The 17,237-nt window shown below is 71.3% G+C and carries 15 protein-coding genes; 3 read left to right on the top strand and 12 right to left on the bottom strand.

Annotation, left to right across the window (positions count from 1 at the left end; genetic code table 11):
• Positions 1 to 81: 81 nt before the first annotated feature.
• The 7 genes from BBA86_RS08030 to BBA86_RS08000 form a co-directional block, all read right to left on the bottom strand.
• Complete coding sequence (locus BBA86_RS08030) at positions 82 to 1,041, bottom strand: serine hydrolase domain-containing protein (RefSeq protein WP_065571085.1); 960 nt, start codon at positions 1,039 to 1,041, stop codon at positions 82 to 84.
• Entirely contained in the window at positions 1,038 to 2,486 is a 1,449-nt protein-coding gene (locus tag BBA86_RS08025) for an aldehyde dehydrogenase (NADP(+)) (protein ID WP_065571084.1), read from the bottom strand. Before BBA86_RS08025 ends, BBA86_RS08030 begins: the two co-directional genes overlap by 4 nt.
• Positions 2,483 to 3,574, bottom strand: a complete 1,092-nt coding sequence (locus BBA86_RS08020) for a mandelate racemase/muconate lactonizing enzyme family protein (RefSeq protein WP_065571083.1) — start codon at positions 3,572 to 3,574, stop codon at positions 2,483 to 2,485. Before BBA86_RS08020 ends, BBA86_RS08025 begins: the two co-directional genes overlap by 4 nt.
• A complete protein-coding gene (locus BBA86_RS08015; RefSeq protein WP_065571082.1) occupies positions 3,571 to 4,470 on the bottom strand; it encodes a 5-dehydro-4-deoxyglucarate dehydratase in 900 nt (299 codons plus the stop codon). The genes BBA86_RS08020 and BBA86_RS08015 overlap by 4 nt, the downstream gene beginning before the upstream one ends.
• On the bottom strand, positions 4,467 to 5,399 hold the full coding sequence (locus BBA86_RS08010; protein ID WP_065571081.1) for an NAD-dependent epimerase/dehydratase family protein: 933 nt from the start codon (positions 5,397 to 5,399) through the stop codon (positions 4,467 to 4,469). The genes BBA86_RS08015 and BBA86_RS08010 overlap by 4 nt, the downstream gene beginning before the upstream one ends.
• A complete protein-coding gene (locus BBA86_RS08005; RefSeq protein ID WP_065571080.1) occupies positions 5,396 to 6,742 on the bottom strand; it encodes a Gfo/Idh/MocA family protein in 1,347 nt (448 codons plus the stop codon). The genes BBA86_RS08010 and BBA86_RS08005 overlap by 4 nt, the downstream gene beginning before the upstream one ends.
• A 133-nt stretch (positions 6,743 to 6,875) precedes the next feature.
• Positions 6,876 to 7,868, bottom strand: a complete 993-nt coding sequence (locus BBA86_RS08000) for a LacI family DNA-binding transcriptional regulator (protein WP_065571079.1) — start codon at positions 7,866 to 7,868, stop codon at positions 6,876 to 6,878.
• Between the two features lie 170 nt (positions 7,869 to 8,038).
• On the opposite strand from BBA86_RS08000, the gene BBA86_RS07995 reads away from it, so the two are divergent.
• Positions 8,039 to 8,995, top strand: coding sequence for a M24 family metallopeptidase (locus BBA86_RS07995; RefSeq protein WP_065572224.1), 957 nt, complete (start codon positions 8,039 to 8,041; stop codon positions 8,993 to 8,995).
• A gap of 150 nt (positions 8,996 to 9,145) precedes the next feature.
• On the opposite strand, the gene BBA86_RS07990 is transcribed toward BBA86_RS07995, so the two are convergent.
• The 4 genes from BBA86_RS07990 to BBA86_RS07975 all read right to left on the bottom strand — a co-directional run bounded on the left by BBA86_RS07990 (position 9,146) and on the right by BBA86_RS07975 (position 12,830).
• Positions 9,146 to 9,370 carry a hypothetical protein gene (locus tag BBA86_RS07990; protein ID WP_065571078.1) on the bottom strand — a complete coding sequence of 75 codons (225 nt, stop codon included), beginning with the start codon at positions 9,368 to 9,370 and terminating at the stop codon, positions 9,146 to 9,148.
• A 51-nt stretch (positions 9,371 to 9,421) separates the two neighbouring features.
• Positions 9,422 to 10,096, bottom strand: a complete 675-nt coding sequence (locus BBA86_RS07985; protein ID WP_065572223.1) for a rhamnogalacturonan acetylesterase — start codon at positions 10,094 to 10,096, stop codon at positions 9,422 to 9,424.
• Positions 10,097 to 10,165: 69 nt separating this feature from the next.
• Positions 10,166 to 11,449 (bottom strand): ABC transporter substrate-binding protein, encoded by a 1,284-nt coding sequence (locus BBA86_RS07980; RefSeq protein WP_065571077.1) that lies wholly within the window; start codon positions 11,447 to 11,449, stop codon positions 10,166 to 10,168.
• A 250-nt stretch (positions 11,450 to 11,699) separates the two neighbouring features.
• On the bottom strand, positions 11,700 to 12,830 hold the full coding sequence (locus BBA86_RS07975) for an acetylxylan esterase (protein ID WP_065571076.1): 1,131 nt from the start codon (positions 12,828 to 12,830) through the stop codon (positions 11,700 to 11,702).
• 125 nt (positions 12,831 to 12,955) lie between these two features.
• Here BBA86_RS07975 and BBA86_RS07970 point away from each other — a divergent pair, with 125 nt between their 5' ends.
• Complete coding sequence (locus BBA86_RS07970; RefSeq protein ID WP_065571075.1) at positions 12,956 to 13,891, top strand: carbohydrate ABC transporter permease; 936 nt, start codon at positions 12,956 to 12,958, stop codon at positions 13,889 to 13,891.
• Positions 13,881 to 14,798, top strand: a complete 918-nt coding sequence (locus BBA86_RS07965; protein ID WP_065571074.1) for a carbohydrate ABC transporter permease — start codon at positions 13,881 to 13,883, stop codon at positions 14,796 to 14,798. Before BBA86_RS07970 ends, BBA86_RS07965 begins: the two co-directional genes overlap by 11 nt.
• A 458-nt stretch (positions 14,799 to 15,256) precedes the next feature.
• On the opposite strand, the gene BBA86_RS07960 is transcribed toward BBA86_RS07965, so the two are convergent.
• The gene (locus BBA86_RS07960) at positions 15,257 to 17,215 is read right to left on the bottom strand and encodes a DUF6807 family protein (protein WP_065571073.1); all 1,959 of its coding nucleotides are present in this window, start codon (positions 17,213 to 17,215) and stop codon (positions 15,257 to 15,259) included.
• Between the last annotated feature and the right edge of the window lie 22 nt (positions 17,216 to 17,237).

The raw sequence follows: 17,237 nt of genomic DNA, 5'->3' as shown, positions 1-17,237 counted from the left end.
CGCGACGAACGTCCACGACACGTGATCTCGGCGAGAGAACATGATCTGGACGCGAAGGACGCCGCGCCCACGCGCACACCCTCAGCGCCCGGACACGACCGCGTTGTCGATCGCGTCGAGGTCGACGCCGGGGCGCGAGACGGCGTTCGTGAGCAGCACCCAGGCGACGCCGGCGGTCGGGTGCACCCAGAACTCGGTGCCGGCCCAGCCGCCGTGGCCGTAGACGTCCTGGTCGATGAGGCCGGGCGCGCGCGAGCGGAGGTTCCACGTGAACCCCCAGTCCTGCCCGCGCTCCGCGGTGTACGGCTCGAGCCGCGGGATGTCGCCGGTCAGCGGCCGTCGCATCATCGCCAGCGTTGCCGGCTGCAGGATGCCGCCGGTCGCCCCGCCCTCGATGCGCAGCAACTCCGACCCCAGCCGCAGCAGGTCCTCGGCACGGCCGACGAGTCCGGCGCCCGGATGCCGCACCGCGGCGAACCGGGCCATGTCGACGCCCGACGCCGCAGCGTCGACGACCTCGACCGAGCCCGCGTGGTCGAGGCTGAGGCCGTCGGCGCCGATCTCGCCGGCCCACTGACCCACGGCATCCGCCCACTCGCGACCAGTCGTGTGCTCGACGAGCGCCGCGATGCCCTCGAACGCGAGCGACGAGTAGCGCGAGGCGCTGCCCGCGGCGAAGTCCCGACCGCGGGTGACGAGCTCCTCACGCAGCGGCGTCACGGGGTCGAGCGGCGGCTCGGCGATGCCGGCGGTGTGCGAGGCGAGGTGACGCAGCAGCACCATGTCGTCGCGCCCCGCGCCGAACTCCGGCACAGCATCCCGAAGCGGCGTCTCGGTCGTCAGCAGCCCGCGCTCGATCGCCCGCGCCGCGGCGATCCCCAGCAGGGGCTTCGTGATCGAGAAGAGCGGGTACCGATCGGATGCCGCGGCCCCGAAGCCCTCGAGCGCAACCGTCCCCTCGGCCGTGGCCACACCGAGCACGGCCGACGGCAGCCGGCCCGCATCGACGTGCCCGCGGACGAGGTCGAACGCCGCGCTCATGCGGACGGCACCTGCAGCACGCCGTTGCGGCGGTGCGGCAGCCGCGCCAGCGACGCGTCACGGAGCGCCTCGGGCAACAGCGCGTCGGGCGCATCCTGGAAGACGACCGGCCGCAGGAACCGGCGGATCGCCGTGGCGCCGACCGAGGTGTGGAGCGACGTCGTCGCGGGCCACGGTCCGCCGTGCTGCTGCGACCAGGTCACCGCGACGCCGGTCGGCCAGCCCGCGAACAGCACGCGTCCGGCGCGCAGCTGCAGCAGCTCGAGCACCTCGGCGACGTCCTCGCCTGCCTCGCTGTGCAGGGTCGCGGTGAGGCTTCCCGGCACGGCGCGCAGCGCGCGGACGAGCTCGTGCTCGTCGCTGTAGCGGACGAGCAGGGTGACCGGCCCGAAGACCTCTGCGATGAGCGTCTCGGGACGGTCGGCGACCGCCGCGGCATCCGTCGTCAACACCACGGGGCGGGCACCGTCGGGCGTCTCGGCGCCCTGGGCGAGCACCTCGACCGACGGGTCGGCCTCGAGCTCGCGGATGCCGTCGGGGAAGGCCGTCGTGATGCGCTCGGTGAGCAGCGGTCCACCGGCAGCACCGGCGACGGCGTCCGCCACGAGCTGCTCGATACCGGCATCCCGCGGGATGAACACGACACCGGGCTTCGTGCAGAACTGCCCCGCGCCGAGCGTGAACGAGCCGACGAGTCCAGTCGCGAGCACCGCGCCGCGAGCCGCTGCGGCGCCCGTCGTGACGACGACGGGGTTCACGCTGCCGAGTTCGCCGTAGAACGGGATCGGGTCGGGGCGCCCGCTCGCGAGGTCGAACAGTGCACGTCCGCCCGAGAGCGAGCCTGTGAACCCGGCGGCCTGGATGACGGGGTGCTGCACGAGCGCGTTGCCCGCCTCGCGGCCCTCGATGAGAGCGAGCGACCCGGCGGGAGCGCCCGCGGCCGTCAGCGCGTCGATCGCGATCGCGGCGGTGCGCTCCGACAGTTCGGGGTGCCCCGAGTGCGCCTTCACGATGACCGGGTTGCCCGCCGCCCACGCCGAGGCGGTGTCGCCACCGCAGACCGAGAACGCGAACGGGAAGTTGGATGCCGAGAACACGGCGACCGGGCCGACGCCGACGAGCAGGCGACGCAGCTCCGGCCGGGGCGGAGTGGCCGCGGCATCCGCGTCGTCGACGGTCAGCTCGAGGTAAGAGCCCTCGCGGACGACCGAGGCGAACAGGCGCAGCTGCCCCGTCGTGCGGCCGACCTCGCCGCGAAGGCGGACGGCCCCAAGACGGGTCTCGCGGTCGGCGATCGCGACGAGTTCGTCGGCGTGCGCGTCGAGGGCGTCGGCGACGGCCGTCAGCCAGCGCGCGCGATCGTCGGCGGACGACGTGCGCCAGATCGGCGCGGCGGCCGCGGCGGCGTCGGTGAGGCGGGCGAGTTCTTCGGGTGACGTGGTCATCGGAGTCCTTCCGGGTCGGTGAAGCGCAGGCCGAGACCCTCGTGGGGCACCTCGGTCAGCGTTCCGTCGGTGATGGTGACGGGGGAGGGGGCGTCGAGCGCACCGAGGGCGCCGAACGCGGCATCCTCGATGTCCTCGACGAGGACCTCCTGCGGCAGGGTCATTGCGAGCTGGCCCGAGAGCTCGGGCAGCAGGTGGGGATGCAGGTCGACGCCGGCGGCGTGCGCGTCGCTCGCGATCTCGAGGAACGGGGTGATCCCGCCGACGCGGACGATGTTCGGCTGCACGACCTGCGCAGCGCCCGAGCGGACGAAGTCGTCGAAGCGGTAGCGGGTGTGCACGTTCTCGCCGAGGGCGATCGGCACGGCCGACCCGGATCGAAGGCGACGAGCGAGTTCGATGTGGCCGGCGAGGTCGTCGGCGCGGAGCGGCTCCTCGATCCAGGCGATACCGGATGCCGCGAGTGCCTCGACGGCGGTCGTCGCCCGGGTGAGGTCCCACCGCTGATTCGCATCGATCATGAGCGCCCGGTCGGGCCCGATGACGTCACGCACCGCGGCGACGCGGTCGACGTCGCGGGCGAGGTCGGGGCTGCCGACCTTCATCTTCACGGCGTCGAAACCGGCATCCACCCAGCGCTGCGCCTGCGCAAGCAGATCGTCGAGTTCGTAGTGCAGGTTGATGCCGCTCCCGTAGGAGCGCACCGACTCACGGCGCCGACCGATCGACGTCGACACCGAGGTGCCGGCGGCGCGCGCCGCGGCATCCCACAGCGCGAGGTCGAGCCCCGCGATCGCGATCGTCGTGAGACCGCCGCCACCCGCCTCGTGCAGGTGTCGCCACAGCTCGAGCCACACCTCCGCCGGCTCGGCCGAGCGGCCGACGGCGAAGGCAGGGATGTCGTGCTGCAGGAGTGCGAGCACCGCCTCAGCGCCGATCTGCGGGGTCCACGAGAAGCCCCACCCCTCGGCGCCGTCCGAGCGCACCACGTGGGTCGCGATGACGCCGACCGAGGTGACGTCCGCCGCCCACGGGCGCGTCAGCGGCACCCTGATCAGCCGGGCGTCGAAGGAGGCGATCGTGGTCACAGCAGTGCGCGGCCCGCCGCGAGGATCTCGGCCAGTCGGGCCTCCTGCGCCGGGGTCGGGTCGACCAGCGGAGCGCGGACCGAACCGACGGGCAGCCCCTCGAGACGCAGTCCCGCCTTGATGAGCGAGACGCCGAAGCCGGGGGTCTCGTCGCGGAGCGCGACGAGCGGGGCGTAGAAGCCGTCGAGGATCGCCATCCGACGCGCCTCGTCACCGTCGACGTACGCGCGGTAGTAGGCGTTCGCGACCTCGGGGATCATCGCGAAGGCGGCCGACGAGTAGAGCGGCACGCCGATCCCGCGGTACGCACCCTGCGTCAGCTCCGCGGTGAGCAGGCCGTTGAAGAACGCGAAATCCTCACGCCCGGCATCCGCGACGGCGCGGACGATCAGCTGGGTCGCGCCGATGTCGCCGACGCCGTCCTTGAAACCGACGACCTTCGGGTTCGCGGCGAGCGTGCGGATCGACTCGGCCGTGAACGCCGCCGACCCGCGGTGGTAGACGATGACGGGCAGATCGGATGCCGCGGCGATCGCCTCGACGTAGGCGATGAGCCCGCGCTGCGGGGCGCCCACGAGGTACGGCGGCAGGACGAGCAGCCCGTCGGCGCCGGCGTCGGCGGCGGAGCGCGCGACCTCGATCGCGTGGCCCAGAGGGCCGCCGGCTCCGGCGATGACGGGGACGCGACCGGCGACCGCGGTGACCGCGGTGCGGACCACGAGCGCCGACTCGCCGGCGGACAGGGCGTGGAACTCGCCCGTGCCGCACGCGGGGAAGACGCCGCCGGCACCGGCATCCACCCCTGCGCTCACGTGCTGCGTGAGGAGGTCGGTCTCGACGCGGTCATCCGAGTCGAAGGGGGTGACGGGGAAGAAGAGGATGCCGTCGAAGTTCATACCGGCACGTCCTTTCGATCGAGGGTGGACGACGCTGCGGCGAGCTCGCCGCGCCAAGAGTGTTGCGGTCGCCAGCCGAGGACGCGCGCGGCCTTCGCGTTCGAGAACGCGGGGGAGGTTCCGGTGAGTGCGCGAGCGAGGTCGTCGGTTCCGGGGACGAAACGGGGCAGGAGCTCAGCCAGGGGAGCATCGGCCAGCGCGTCGTCGGCGCCGACGAAGAACACCTCGGCGTTCGGGATGTCGGGGAGCGCCGCCAGCAGCAGGTCGGTGAACGACGCGACGTCTCGGGCGTCGACGTAGTTGAACAGCGCTGGAGCCGACAGCGCCGGATCGGCGATGCGCTCGGCGACCGTGTGGCCCTGCTGGGTCGGGGCGCCCGCCCACTCCTCGGGCGCGATGACGTAGCAGGGGCGGAACGTCGCGTAGCGGACGTCGTCGCCGGTGCGGCGGTGCAGCATCGACACGGTCTGCTCGATCATGAGCTTCGACAGTGCATAGGCGTTCCACGGCCGCGCCGGGGTCTCCTCGTCGAGCGGCAGGGAGTCGGGCAGCCAGCCCGACGGGTTGCCGTAACCGAGCACGGTGGGGCTGGATGCCGCGACGATGCGTCCGATGCCGGCATCCACCGCTCCGCCGAGGACGGAGACCGCGAGTCCCGTGTTCGTGCGCATGATGATGTCCTCGGGGGCGCTGAACGGCACGGCGATCGCGGCGAGGTGGACGAGCGAGTCGGCCTTCGCTCGGGAGAGCACACTCCGGGTCGCCTCAGCGTCGAGCAGGTCGATCGAGATCTGCTCGACCCCGTCGATGTCCAGGTCGTCGGAGGGGGCGCGGTCGAGCGAGACGACCTCGTGCCCGCGGGCCGCGAGGCCGGCGACGAGATTGCGGCCGAGCCTGCCGGAGCCGCCGGTGACGACGACGCGGCTCATGAGGTGTGTCCGGCTGCAGGATCGCGGAGGATCGCGACGCCGAGGTCGGCGACCTGCACGGGCAGGCCCGTCTCGAGCGAGCGGTTGCCGGCGATGCCGACGGCGATCGAACGGACGCCGTCGGTCCAGTCGGCTGGGCGCCCCAGCGGGTCGTCCACGGGGCCGGCGAAGACGTCGGCCAGGAGCAGGGCGTCGCCGCCGCCGTGGGCGGATTCGCCCGAGACGATCGGGACCTCGACGGCTTCCTCCCAGTGCCGCTGCACGAGCAGGCGCTCGCCCATGGGGCGGAGGCTCGACGTCTCGGCATCCTGCACTGCACTGGGGTCGACGACCGGGTGGAGTCCGTCGCCGACGAGGACGGCGCCCCGCTCGACGACCTCGAGCTCGGCGCGGCCCTCGGTGCCGTTGATCGCGACGCGGTACCCCTCCCAGGGGGCGTGCGCGTTCAGGGAGTACGACAGGGTCGCCCCCTCCGAGTAGTCGACGACGAGGGCGAGGTTGTCCTCGATCGTGATGCCCGGGCCGAACACGTCTCGGTCGCGGACGTAGCCGTCGTGCTGCTCGGCGTCGAGGTACAGAGCGCGCAGGCGCTCGTCGCCGCGCAGGTCGAGCTCGAACGGATCGCGCTCGCCGTCGTGCGTGCCGCGGTCGGGGCGGTCGCCGAGGCCGCGGGCGGCGGCGTTCTCGGCGCCGTAGAAGCGCAGGGCCCCCGAGGCGAAGACACGGCGCGGGCGCTGCCCGATCCACCAGTTGACGAGGTCGAAGTGGTGGCTGGACTTGTGGACGAGAAGGCCGCCGGAGTGCTCCTTCTCGCGGTGCCAGCGGCGGAAGTAGTCCGCGCCGTGCTGGGTGTCGAGCATCCAGGAGAAATCGATGGAGGTGACGCGACCGATGCGTCCCTCGGCGATGACCTGGCGAAGGGCGGTGTTGCGCGGCGCGTAGCGGTAGTTGAACGTCAGGACGACGGACCGTCCGGTGCGCTCAGCGGCCGCCTCGATCGCGGCGGCGCTGGCCGCGTCGATGGTGAGGGGCTTCTCGACGACGACGTCGGCCCCGGCATCCATCGATCGGACGATCAGCTCGGCGTGCAGGTCGTCGCGCGCCGTCACGATGACCCGCTCGATGCGCTCGGCGCGGATCATCTCCTCGAGCTGGTCGGGCTGCCAGGTGCTCGGAGCGGCGAGGCCGTGGCCGGCGAGGCGGTCAACGTAGAACTGCGCGCGGGTCGGATTCGGCTCGCAGATCGCGACGAGGTCGGCGCGGTCGCGGTAGTCGTCGGCGATGGCGTCCACGTACATCTGTGCGCGGTGGCCTGCGCCGACGAGGGCGTACCGGGTGGTCATGGCTCTCCTTCGTGCCGGACTCCTCCGAGCCGGGAAATAGGCTCAGGAAACGTTTTCTCAGACGGTAGCACGGATATCGACAGGACTGCGAGGAATGTTCTCGGCGCCCTGTGGATCGTTTCAGGCGCCCAGTTCAGCGAGCAGGCGCGGCAGTCGTTCCGCGGAGGATGACCTCAGGGACGACGGTGTGCGTCGCGTCGGGCGACTCGCCCTGCAGCAGGGCGCGGAGTGCTCGCCACGCGAGGGCGCCGAGCTCAGCTGTCGGCACGGCGGCGGTCGTCAGCGCGGGGGAGGTGTAGCGCGCGAACGGGATGTCGTCGAAGCCCGCGATCGAGAGGTCGCCCGGCACCGACAGGCCGCGCTCGGTCGCGGCGCTGAGCAGGCCCATCGCGGACAGGTCGTTGAAGGCCAGGACGGCGGTCGCGCCCGAGTCGAGCACGGCGTCCAGAGAGCCTGCGCCGGCCGCGAAGTCGACGCCCGCCGGGATTTCGACGATCTCGCAGCCGTCGAGGGTGGCCCGCGCGTCGTCGAGCGCGGCGAGGCGCTGCGCGTTCGACGCGCTGCGCTTGGCGCCGGCGAGGTAGGCGATGCGGCGGTGGCCGAGACCGTAGAGGTGGTCGATGACCTCGCGGAGCGGGGTGCGGTAGTCGGCCGCGACACTGGGGGCGTCGCCGGCGCGGTTGACGAGCACGACGGGCGCCACCTCGGCGAGGACCTCGGCGAGGGCGGCATCCGACATGCGGGGAGCGCAGAGCACGAGGCCGTCGGAGCGGCGGCGGGACTCGAGGGCGAGCAGGCGCTCCTGGTCCTCGTGCTCATCGGAGTCGGCGACGAGCACGTGGTAGCCGTCGGCAACGGCGGCGCGACTGAGGCCGCGGAGCATGCCCTGGAACGTCGGGTTCGAGAGGTCGGGGACGACGACCGAGATCGTCTGGGTCTTGCCGAGGACGAGGCTGCGGGCGAGCGGGTTCGCGGAGTAGCCGAGCTCTGCGGCTGAGGCGCGGACCCGTTCGGCGAGAGCCGGATCGACGGTCGCATTGCCGTTCATCACGCGGGAGACGGTTGCCAGCGAGACGCCGGCGTGCTTGGCCACGTCGGTGATCGTGGTCTGCTTCTGCCCTGCCATCGGCTCCCCTTCGCGCCTTCCGGCGTGCGCCGTGCGTGCGCCAGTCTGGCCATACTATGCGAGGAAACGTTTTATGACGGGAGACGACGATGTCCGGATCTGCTGCTGACCGCGCCGCGAAACGTGAGCGGATGGCTGGTGTGCGGCGGGATGCCGGTGGTCGCCCGCTCGTGGTCTCGTCGCACGAAGCGCTCGCCTGGTACCTCGAGGGCGCCCGCACGCACGTGTCCCTCGCCGGCCCGCCGGTCCTCGCCGTGCGCATCGACGACGACGGTGACACCCTGTTCGTGAGCGCGAACGAGGCGGACCGTCTCATCGCGGAGGAACTGCTGCCGGAAGATGCCGACCGAGTGGTCCGTGTGCCGTGGCACCAGCCCGTGCTCGAAGCGGCCGGGTCGGGGATGACGGAGGCCGAGGTCGCTCCGGCGTTGCGCGCGGCGCGGGCGTCGCTCCTGCCCGCGGAGGCCGATCGTTACCGGGATCTGGGGCGAGAGACGGCGGAGGTGCTGACGGCGGTCGCCACCGGGCTGAGTGCGTCGTCGACGGAACGCGCCGCCGCCGCCGAGCTCGCGTCAGGACTCGCCGCGCGGGGAATCGACCCGCTCGTGATCCTCGTCGCGGGGGAGGAGCGGCTGCCCCACCGGCATCCGCTCCCCACCGTCGGCGTGCTCGGGCGCCGCGCCATGCTCGTCGTGTGCGGCCGGCGTCACGGGCTCATCGCGAACGCGACCCGCTGGGTCGGCGAGGCGGGGGTCGACGATGCGCGCATCCTCGAGGTCGAGGCGGCGTTCTTCGCCGCGACCCGTCCAGGTGCCCGGTTGAACGACGTTTTCGCGGCCGGGACCGCCGGATACGCGGCATCCGGGTTCGATGCGGACGAGTGGACGAAGCACCACCAGGGCGGACCGACCGGGTACGCCGGACGCGACCCCCGCGCGACGACCCTGACGACGGATGCCGTCGTGTCGAACCACGCGTTCGCATGGAACCCGAGCGCGCCCGGCGCGAAGGTCGAGGACACCGTGCTCGTCACGGAGTCGGGCATCGAGGTGCTGACGGTGGATCCGGCGTGGCCGACGGTGGAGTTCGCCGGGGTGCGGCGGCCGGTGGCGCGCGCGTTCGGCTGAGGCTGCGTTCGGGGCGCGAAGTGCCGTGCGCGGCGCGGGCGCGCGGAGTGGGCGTCGCGCCGCGGATTCGGACACGTGCGTCGAGCTCGGATCAGAACCGGCCCGGCCATCCGAATCCGAGACACATCTCCGAATCCGGCGCCGACGACGTCAGGCCGTCGAGGCAGCTGCGCGCCCGCGCGCCATGAGCGCTGCGACGCCGAAGACGACAGCGACGACGCCGGCGAGGCCGAGCCAGAAGACGTCGAGCGCGAAGAGGTTGCCCGCGGTGCCCTCGCGGTCGACGCGGTCCATCTGGGCGGAGAGGTTCACCTGCGCGAGTACGACGAGCGCGAGGCCCACGAGGATCAGGGCGGTGCCGACCATGGTGCGCATCAGGGTTTCCTCCGGGATGTGGATGATGCTGTCACCATAGGGCCATGCTGGTCACGCCGTGAAGGTCGACCCCTTCGCGGGTTCATCCCCGTCGCGTCGCTCGATCGCACGCAGGCATTGCGCTACGAACCGTGCGATGCGTCGTGCCCCGTCGACGCGGAAGTGCGTGTCGTCGATCAGACCGTCCGGCCAGGCCGCGGTCTCGCCCGGCGCGTAGTGCGAGAGCAGACGAGCGGATGCCTCATCCCCGAGGTCCTCGTAGAGCCAGGTCGTGAACGCCGTGAGGTCGATGAGGTCGACGCCGTCGGCGGCAGCGAGGTCGCGGACCGCGTTCGGATAGTCGCCGTGCGTCGGCGTCACGCGATCCCCGTCGAACCAGCGCCGCTCGCACGACGTGCAGAGTACCGGTCGGGCCCCGCGAGCGCGGACCTCGGAGACCATCCGATGCAGCCGATCGGTGTAGCCGCCGCGCGAGGCGAGCGACTCCGGCTGCTTCTGGTCGTTGTGCCCGAATTGGATGACGACGGTGTCGCCAGGGACGACATCGGTCAGCAGCGCATCCCACGCCCCGCTCGCGAGGAACGACTCTGTCGTCGCCCCACCGAACGCGTGATTGCGCACCTCCTCCGAGACGAACTCGTCGAGGCATTCGCCCCAGCCGGCCATGGGCTCCTCACCCGCCTTCATCGGCGCGACGGTCGAGTCTCCTGCCAGGTGGTAGGTCATCGGCATCCCTCTTTCATCCCGCACATGGCGATGCGGCGGCCGGGACATCCCGACCGCCGCATCCGTCGATCAGCTCGCGGCGAGTGCCGTCTCGACCTGCGAGACGAGCTCCTTCGCGGCATCCGCGGGGGTCGTCTTGTCGAACGTGACGTCGTCGAGCAGCTTCGTGATGATCGGGCCGAGCTGCGAGGTCGGCAGCGCGATCGGGTTCTGCGGCGTGCCACCGGCCTTCGACAGGCGGTCGATGAAGGCCACCTGCTCATTCTCGGAGTCGGTCAGATCGGGCGTGATGGCTTCGAGCACGGTCGGGTCGGCGGGGATGCCGAGGGTCAGCTTGTTGAGCGGACCGGCCTGCTCGCTGTTCAGCAGGAAGTCGATCAGCTTGGCCGCCTCCTTCGGGTACTTCGACTTCGAGTACACCGCGTACTGCACGGTCGGTTGGATGACGAGACCCACCTTGCCGGCACTGTCACCGGGGACGTTCAGGATCTTCAGCTCCTGGCCCGCGGCGCCCGCGTAGATGCCGATGAAGTTCAGCGGTGCGAACGTCATGCCGACCTTGCCCTGACCCATCAGGCTCTGCTCGAGCGACGCCGACGCGTCCTCAGCAGCGGTCGACGCGTCGGGCGAGCCGCCGGAGTCCTGCAGATCCTTCGAGAACTCGAAGAACTTCTCGGCCGTGGCCTCGCTGACGCCGAACTTGCCGTCCGCGGTGTAGAGGTCCTCGCCGTTTTGGCGTGCGAACGCCATGAGCGACTGGTCGTTCGAGATGGCGGACGAGCCGTAGGTGCCGTCACCGGCCTTGTCGGAGATCTCCTTGGCGATCTCGATGTAGTCGTCCCACGTCCAGGAGGTGTCGTCGGGGATCGCTACGCCCGCCTTCTCGAACACAGCGGGGTTGACGATGATGCCGCGCGAGCCGACACCGGTCGGCAGAGCGTAGAGCTTGCCGTCGATGATGCCGGCGTCGAGCGAACCCGCCTGGAACTTCGACTGATCGATGTCGCCCGTGATGTCGGCGATCGCGTTCTTGCTCTTGTAGAGCGGCAGGGCGTCGTACGTGATCTGCAGCGCGTCCGGGGCGCCGCCACCGGCGACCTGCGTGGCGAGCTTGTCGTAGTAGCCGTTGTACTCGCTGGGCTCGCCCTCGACCTTGATGTTCGGGTTCGCCTTTTCGAACAGCTTGATCTGCTCGGCCTTGATGGCGTTCAGTTCGTCGCTGCCCCACCAGGCGAAGCGGAGGGTGATCTGCTCGTCGCCGTTTCCGGCTCCGGATCCACCGCCGCAACCGGTCAGCGTGACGGCCAGCGCCACGCCGGCAGCGGCGAAGGCGAGGAGGCGTCGGTTCTTCATGGGGTTCCTCTCAGACGGTGCGGCGGCGGAAGGCGCGCAGCAGGACAGGGATGATCCGGGCAGAGCGGAGTGTCGATCGACCGGCGGCCGTGCGTTCGAGTCGGGTCGGGCCGGAGGTGATCGAGGTCATGCCGCTCCTTCGCGGATCAAACGTTTTCTCGCGCGTTCCCTCACCACTGAGAAAACGCTTACTGACGGACGGTAGCGCCGGAGCCGCGACCTTGTCAACGACCGCTGTATCTCGCTTGGGTCACGCCGCGAGCGTCGCAGCCAAGAATGTCCGCGCCTCGTCCTGCATCCTGGGACTCGAGACATGACCGTCGTCGAAGAACGTCCCGCGGTAGCCCGGCGTCCCGGCCAGCGCACGATCCGCGTCCCGCATGCCCTCGATCGGGAACAGCGGGTCCTGCGTCCCGTACTGCACCAGCAGTTCGCGCGGGGCAGCGGATGCCGCGATCTCGGGCAGGTCCCCCGCCGCCCGGATCCCGGGGCTGTTGAGCAGCCACGAGTGGGTGTCGAGCTCGCGCGGCACGAGCGAGGCGAACGTCGCCATCATGCACGTCACCACGGTCGCCCGGACGCGGTCGTCCAGCGCCCGCAACAGCACGGCGCGTCCGCCGCCGCCTGAGAGTCCGAACGTGCCGAGACGGTCGGCATCCACCTCATCGAGGCCGGCGAGCACGTCGAGGGCGGCGATGTCCTCGGTCATCACGGCGCCCGCGAGCGAGGTGCCGAGCATGCCCGCCGCCTTGGCGAGGGAGTCCTCGTGCAGCGACGAGACGACATCGAACCGCTCCGCCTCGGTCGGGGTCACGCCCTCCTCGCGCCACAGCGCTTCGCGCGCCGCGATCAGTCCAGACAGGCGCGGAGTCGGGTGCGACAGGTCGAAGGCCCGGCTGCCCCACGAGAATGTGTCGTGCGCGAGGACGACGAAGCCGTCGCGCGCCAGGTCGTTCGCGGGAGCGAGGCCGCCGTAGACGCTGTCGCGCAGACGGGATGCCGACGGGTGCGGCGCCTGGTCCGTCTCGAGCAGCTGCTCCGCGCCGACCGAACGGACGCCGCCGTGACAGTGCAGGCCGAGCAGCCCGGGGAGGCCGCGACGGTCGTCGTCGGGGCGCAGCACCCAGGCGCGGGTGCGGGGGCCGTAGGGGAGCTGCCACGAGAGCTCGCGGCCGTGCACGCCGTCCGTGCGCCACTCCCGGTCGACCCGGATGCCGCTCGCCGCGGCGTGGCGGACGCCGAGCACCGAAGCCAGGACGCGGCGGATCTCAGGACCGCTCTGCCGCACCGGCTCGCGCTCGAGGAAGGCGGGCCAGTCCGGGTATCCGGCGATGGGGCCGAGTCGCTGCGGCTGCTCGTCGTCACGGGCGGAATCGGCCATCGCGGCTCCTCGTCTTCGGGGATCGCTTGTGCGCTCCGCTCGATAGTGTATCGTCACAGAAAGCGCTTTCTGAGCGTGGTCACGGCGGTCGCAGACGATCGTCGGAAGTGTCGAGGAGGACCCGGATGAGCGCGATCAGCGAGCTGTCGCAGATTCGCCGAGGCGGCGGCAAACGCGGCCCGCGCGAGCGACCGAAGGACACGAAGGCGGCCCTCGTCTTCCTGGCCCCGTGGCTGCTCGGACTGATCCTCGTGACGGTGCTGCCGATCCTCGCGTCACTCTACCTGTCGTTCACGAAGTACGACTTGTTCAACGCTCCGGAGTGGATCGGGCTCGACAACTACGTGCGCATGTCGCAGGATCCCCGACTCGGGGCATCCCTCGGTGTGACCTTCGTCTACGTGCTAGTCGGCGTCCCGCTCGCGATGGCTGCGGCCCTCGGCGTCGCGCTGCTGCTCGACAAGGGGCTGCGCGGGCTCGCGTTCTACCGCTCGATGTTCTACCTTCCGTCGCTGCTGGGCTCGTCGGTCGCCGTCGCCATCTTGTGGAAGCAGATCTTCGGCGTCGACGGCATCGTCAACCAGTTCCTCGCCGTCTTCGGCATCGAAGGGCCGGGCTGGATCTCGAACCCCGACACCGCGCTGTCGACCATCATCCTGCTGAGCGTGTGGGGCTTCGGCGCCCCGATGGTCATCTTCCTCGCGGGCCTCCGGCAGATCCCGGTCATGTATTACGAGGCGGCATCCGTCGACGGTGCGGGCCCCGCGCGCCAGTTCTTCTCGATCACGCTGCCGCTGCTGAGCCCGATCGTCTTCTTCAACCTCGTGCTGTCGATGATCGGCGCGTTCCAGGCCTTCACGCAGGCCTTCATCATCTCGGGCGGATCCGGCGGACCGTCGGACTCGACCCTCTTCTACACGCTGTACCTCTACCAGAAGGGGTTCACGGCGTTCGACATGGGCTACGCCTCGGCCATGGCCTGGCTGCTGGTCGCCATCATCGCGGGCTTCACGGCCGTGAACTTCGCTCTCTCCAAGCTGTGGGTGTTCTATGACGACTGAACTGATCACGACCCGCGACCGGCGCTTCGCCCAGGAACGGCAGCGCATCCGGCGGCGGCAGAACGCCGGCCTCGGCGGACGCTCGAAGGTGAGCGTCGTCGCCCGCCACGTCTTCCTCATCGCGACGTCAGCGCTGATGCTCTATCCGCTCCTGTGGATGGTCGTCAGCTCGCTGCGACCCAACGACGAGATCTTCCGCCTGCCGGGCCTCTGGCCGCTGTCGTTCGAGGTGTCGAACTACACCGAAGGCTGGAACGCCCTCTCGCCCTCGTTCGGCACGTACCTGTGGAACTCGATCGTCGTGGTCGCCGGCTCCATCGTCGGCAACCTGATCTCGTGCTCGATGGCGGCGTACGCGTTCGCCCGGCTGAACTTCCACTTCAAGCGCACGATGTTCGCGATCATGCTCGTGACGATCATGCTCCCCGTGCACATCGTGATCGTGCCGCAGTACATCATGTTCAGCCAGCTGGGCATGGTGAACACGTTCTGGCCGCTCATCCTGCCGAAGGCGCTCGCGACCGACGCGTTCTTCATCTTCCTGATGGTGCAGTTCATCCGCGGCATCCCTCGCGACCTCGACGAGGCCGCCCGCATCGACGGTGCCGGACACGCACGCATCTTCCTGCAGATCCTGCTGCCGATGATGACCCCGGCCCTCGCGACGACGGCGATCTTCACCTTCGTCTGGGTGTGGAACGACTTCTTCGGCGCCCTCATCTACCTGAACAACCCCGACCTGTTCACGGTGCCGCTGGCGCTCCGGCAGTTCATGTCGGCGCAGGGGGCATCGAACTTCGGTGGGATGTTCGCGATGTCGGTCGTGTCGCTCGTGCCGGTGTTCCTGGCCTTCCTGTTCGGTCAGCGCTTCCTCATCCGAGGCATCGCCACCACCGGCATCAAGTAAGCCCGAACGCGAAGGCGGCGACCTCTCGGGGTCGCCGCCTTCGTCGTGCACGGGGTTCGGGGCGTGCGCGGGGTTCGGGCGTGTGCGGGGTTCGGGCGTGTGCGGGGTTGGGATGTGCGCGGGGTTCGCGGGGTGCGCGGGGTTCGGGGCGTGTGCGGGGTTCGGGCGTGCGCGGGGTTCGGGCGTGGGCGGCATCCTGCTGTCCAGATCATGTCCTCTCGACGAGAACACACGTCGTGCACGGTGCAGAACGTGTGTTCTCGGCGCGAGCACATGATGTGGACACGGGGGAGTGGCCCCCGCGCGCCCGCTCGCACGCCTCGCGCCGCTCGCCCCGGCGCGCCTCGCGCGCGCCCGCCCGTCCCGGCGCGCCTCGCCCGCCCCGGCGCGCCTCGCACGCCCTGCCGCCTCACGCCGCCCCGCCCCGGGCCCGCGCCGCGCCCGCGCGCGCGCGAGGCTCACCTGAGGCGAAGGGCGGCGACGACCTCGGCGTCGGAGAGGCGGCCGTCGGCGACGAGCAGGCGGTACGAGCGGGCGACGGGGATGCCGGGCGTCAGGGTGACCGCCCGGTCCCAGGCGAAAGCGGCGCCGATCCCGGGGTAGCCCGCGACCCGGACGAACCAGGGGTCGGCGGCGGAGGCCTCGTCGAGCGGCGCCATCGCGACGGTCGCGGTGCCGGTCGGGAACCCCGCCGACCAGGCGAGCCACGGCGCGACGGTGCCGTGCACGGCGTCCTCGCCGCGCGCCGAAGCCGTGCGCACGTCGACGTCGGTCGCGGCCGGCAGGCGCCAGGCGAGTCCGCCGTAGCCGCCGCCGACCCGGCCGTTGCTGCCCGGCCCGCCGAGGTGCAGCGTGCCGGACCGCGTCTCGAGGGAGAACGTCAGGTCGATGGCGCTCGCGCGGGGCCCGGCATCGGCCACCGTCATCCGCCGCTGCTCGGTCAGCATGTGCGCACCGTCGCGGCCGATCCACGCGAACTCGGCTTCGAGAGCGGATGCCGCTCCCTCGACGCGCGTGGCGACGATGCGTCCGTGGTCGTCGCGCCAGACGTAGTCGCGCCCGGGGGTGTAGGTGCGGCCGCCCCAGAAGTTGACGCCCGAGACGTCCTGCAGCGTCACGCTGATGCCGAGGTGCCAGTCGTGGTCGGCGGGGTGCGTGTCCGACACGACCACGCCGCTCGGGGTGCGCACCGGGTGCAGGTAGGGGCGCGGGCTCGACGAGCGGGTCACGTCCGCACCGTCGACGAGGACGGCGACCGGATGCCGCGACTCGCCCGACGCTGCGAGGTCGGCCAGCACAGCGGGCTCGGTCTTCGCTGCCCACGGCACGTGCAGCTCGGCGAAGGTCGCCTCGGCGTCCACCGCCCGCTCCACGGCGTCCCGCGCGCCCGTGATGACAGCCCGCGGCGACGGGCCGGCGTCGTTCCAGGTCACATGAGCCGCGTCGATCGCGACGGGCTCGGTGTCGGCGACGGCGTCCATCACGCGGACGAAGGCTCCCGTCTCGTGCAGCGGAGCGAGCATCGGCGTGCCGTGGTCGCGGTGGTCGAGCAGGTTCTCGACGAGGTCGACGCGGCCGAACTCGACGCGACGGTCCGCGGTCTCGACGATGTCCTCCGTGTAGAAGAACTTCGCCGATCCGCGGGTGCCGCGGATGAGGACGTACGGGTCCTCGTCCTGCACGGCGCACAGGGTCAGCGCGGAGGTGACGCGGATCCCGCGGCCGGTCGACAGGCGGATGACGCTGGTGTCGTCCCCCTCGATGGCGTTGGCGCGGTAAAGGTCGGCGGTGACCTGGTTCACGTCCGACGCCGCCGTCGACTGCGCGACGGCGAGTGCGGTGGCGGTCGCGTGGGCGAGCGGGTTGGCGACGACCCCGTCGAGCACGGGGAACCCGTCGAGGGTGCGGTGGCCCGCCCAGCGGCTGCGCGACCAGTAGGCGAGGTCGCGGCACCAGAGGCCGACGGCGCCGATCGCTTGGATGGGGCCGAGCCCGAACTCGTCGGCGATGAGGGCGGGGATCGCGAGCGATCCGAGGCTCTGGAACCCGACCTGGACGCGCGCGCCCGTCGCCGCGGCGGCATCTGCCAGGACGGCGAAGTCGGCCGACGAGAGCACGGGCGGCTTCTCGAGGTAGAGGTCGATGCCGCGCGAGACGACGAGTCCCGCGAGCGCCGCATGGGTGTGCAGCGGGGTCGCGACGATGACGACGTGGACGTCATCGACGGCGTCAAGCGCGTCGGCGAGCGAGGCGAAGGCCTGCGTGCCCGCCGGCAGGTTCTCGGCCGGGACGGGGGTGGGGTCGGCGACGGCCACGAGCTCGACGCGCTCGCCGAGGCGGCGCAGGTTCTCGAGGTGGACGGTGCCGAAGCCCTGGGCTCCGGCGAGGACGATGCGGGTTCGTCGGGGGACGGTCACGGGGACTCCTTCGTCGGCTCCT

The sequence above is a fragment of the Microbacterium oleivorans genome (genome assembly GCF_001691565.1).
Lineage (GTDB): Bacteria > Actinomycetota > Actinomycetes > Actinomycetales > Microbacteriaceae > Microbacterium > Microbacterium oleivorans_B.
The sequence above is the reverse complement of the archived record's forward strand: the minus strand, read 5'-3'. Positions and strand labels throughout refer to the sequence as shown.

Excerpts from the sequence above, each read along its gene's own strand:
- BBA86_RS08030 (WP_065571085.1), bottom strand. The coding sequence starts at position 1,041 with ATGAGCGCGGCGTTCGACCTCGTCCGCGGGCACGTCGATGCGGGCCGG.
- BBA86_RS08025 (WP_065571084.1), bottom strand. The coding sequence starts at position 2,486 with ATGACCACGTCACCCGAAGAACTCGCCCGCCTCACCGACGCCGCCGCG.
- BBA86_RS08015 (WP_065571082.1), bottom strand. The coding sequence starts at position 4,470 with ATGAACTTCGACGGCATCCTCTTCTTCCCCGTCACCCCCTTCGACTCG.
- BBA86_RS08010 (WP_065571081.1), bottom strand. The coding sequence starts at position 5,399 with ATGAGCCGCGTCGTCGTCACCGGCGGCTCCGGCAGGCTCGGCCGCAAT.
- BBA86_RS08005 (WP_065571080.1), bottom strand. The coding sequence starts at position 6,742 with ATGACCACCCGGTACGCCCTCGTCGGCGCAGGCCACCGCGCACAGATG.
- BBA86_RS08000 (WP_065571079.1), bottom strand. The coding sequence starts at position 7,868 with ATGGCAGGGCAGAAGCAGACCACGATCACCGACGTGGCCAAGCACGCC.
- BBA86_RS07990 (WP_065571078.1), bottom strand. The coding sequence starts at position 9,370 with ATGCGCACCATGGTCGGCACCGCCCTGATCCTCGTGGGCCTCGCGCTC.
- BBA86_RS07985 (WP_065572223.1), bottom strand. The coding sequence starts at position 10,096 with ATGACCTACCACCTGGCAGGAGACTCGACCGTCGCGCCGATGAAGGCG.
- BBA86_RS07980 (WP_065571077.1), bottom strand. The coding sequence starts at position 11,449 with ATGAAGAACCGACGCCTCCTCGCCTTCGCCGCTGCCGGCGTGGCGCTG.
- BBA86_RS07975 (WP_065571076.1), bottom strand. The coding sequence starts at position 12,830 with ATGGCCGATTCCGCCCGTGACGACGAGCAGCCGCAGCGACTCGGCCCC.
- BBA86_RS07970 (WP_065571075.1), top strand. The coding sequence starts at position 12,956 with ATGAGCGCGATCAGCGAGCTGTCGCAGATTCGCCGAGGCGGCGGCAAA.
- BBA86_RS07965 (WP_065571074.1), top strand. The coding sequence starts at position 13,881 with ATGACGACTGAACTGATCACGACCCGCGACCGGCGCTTCGCCCAGGAA.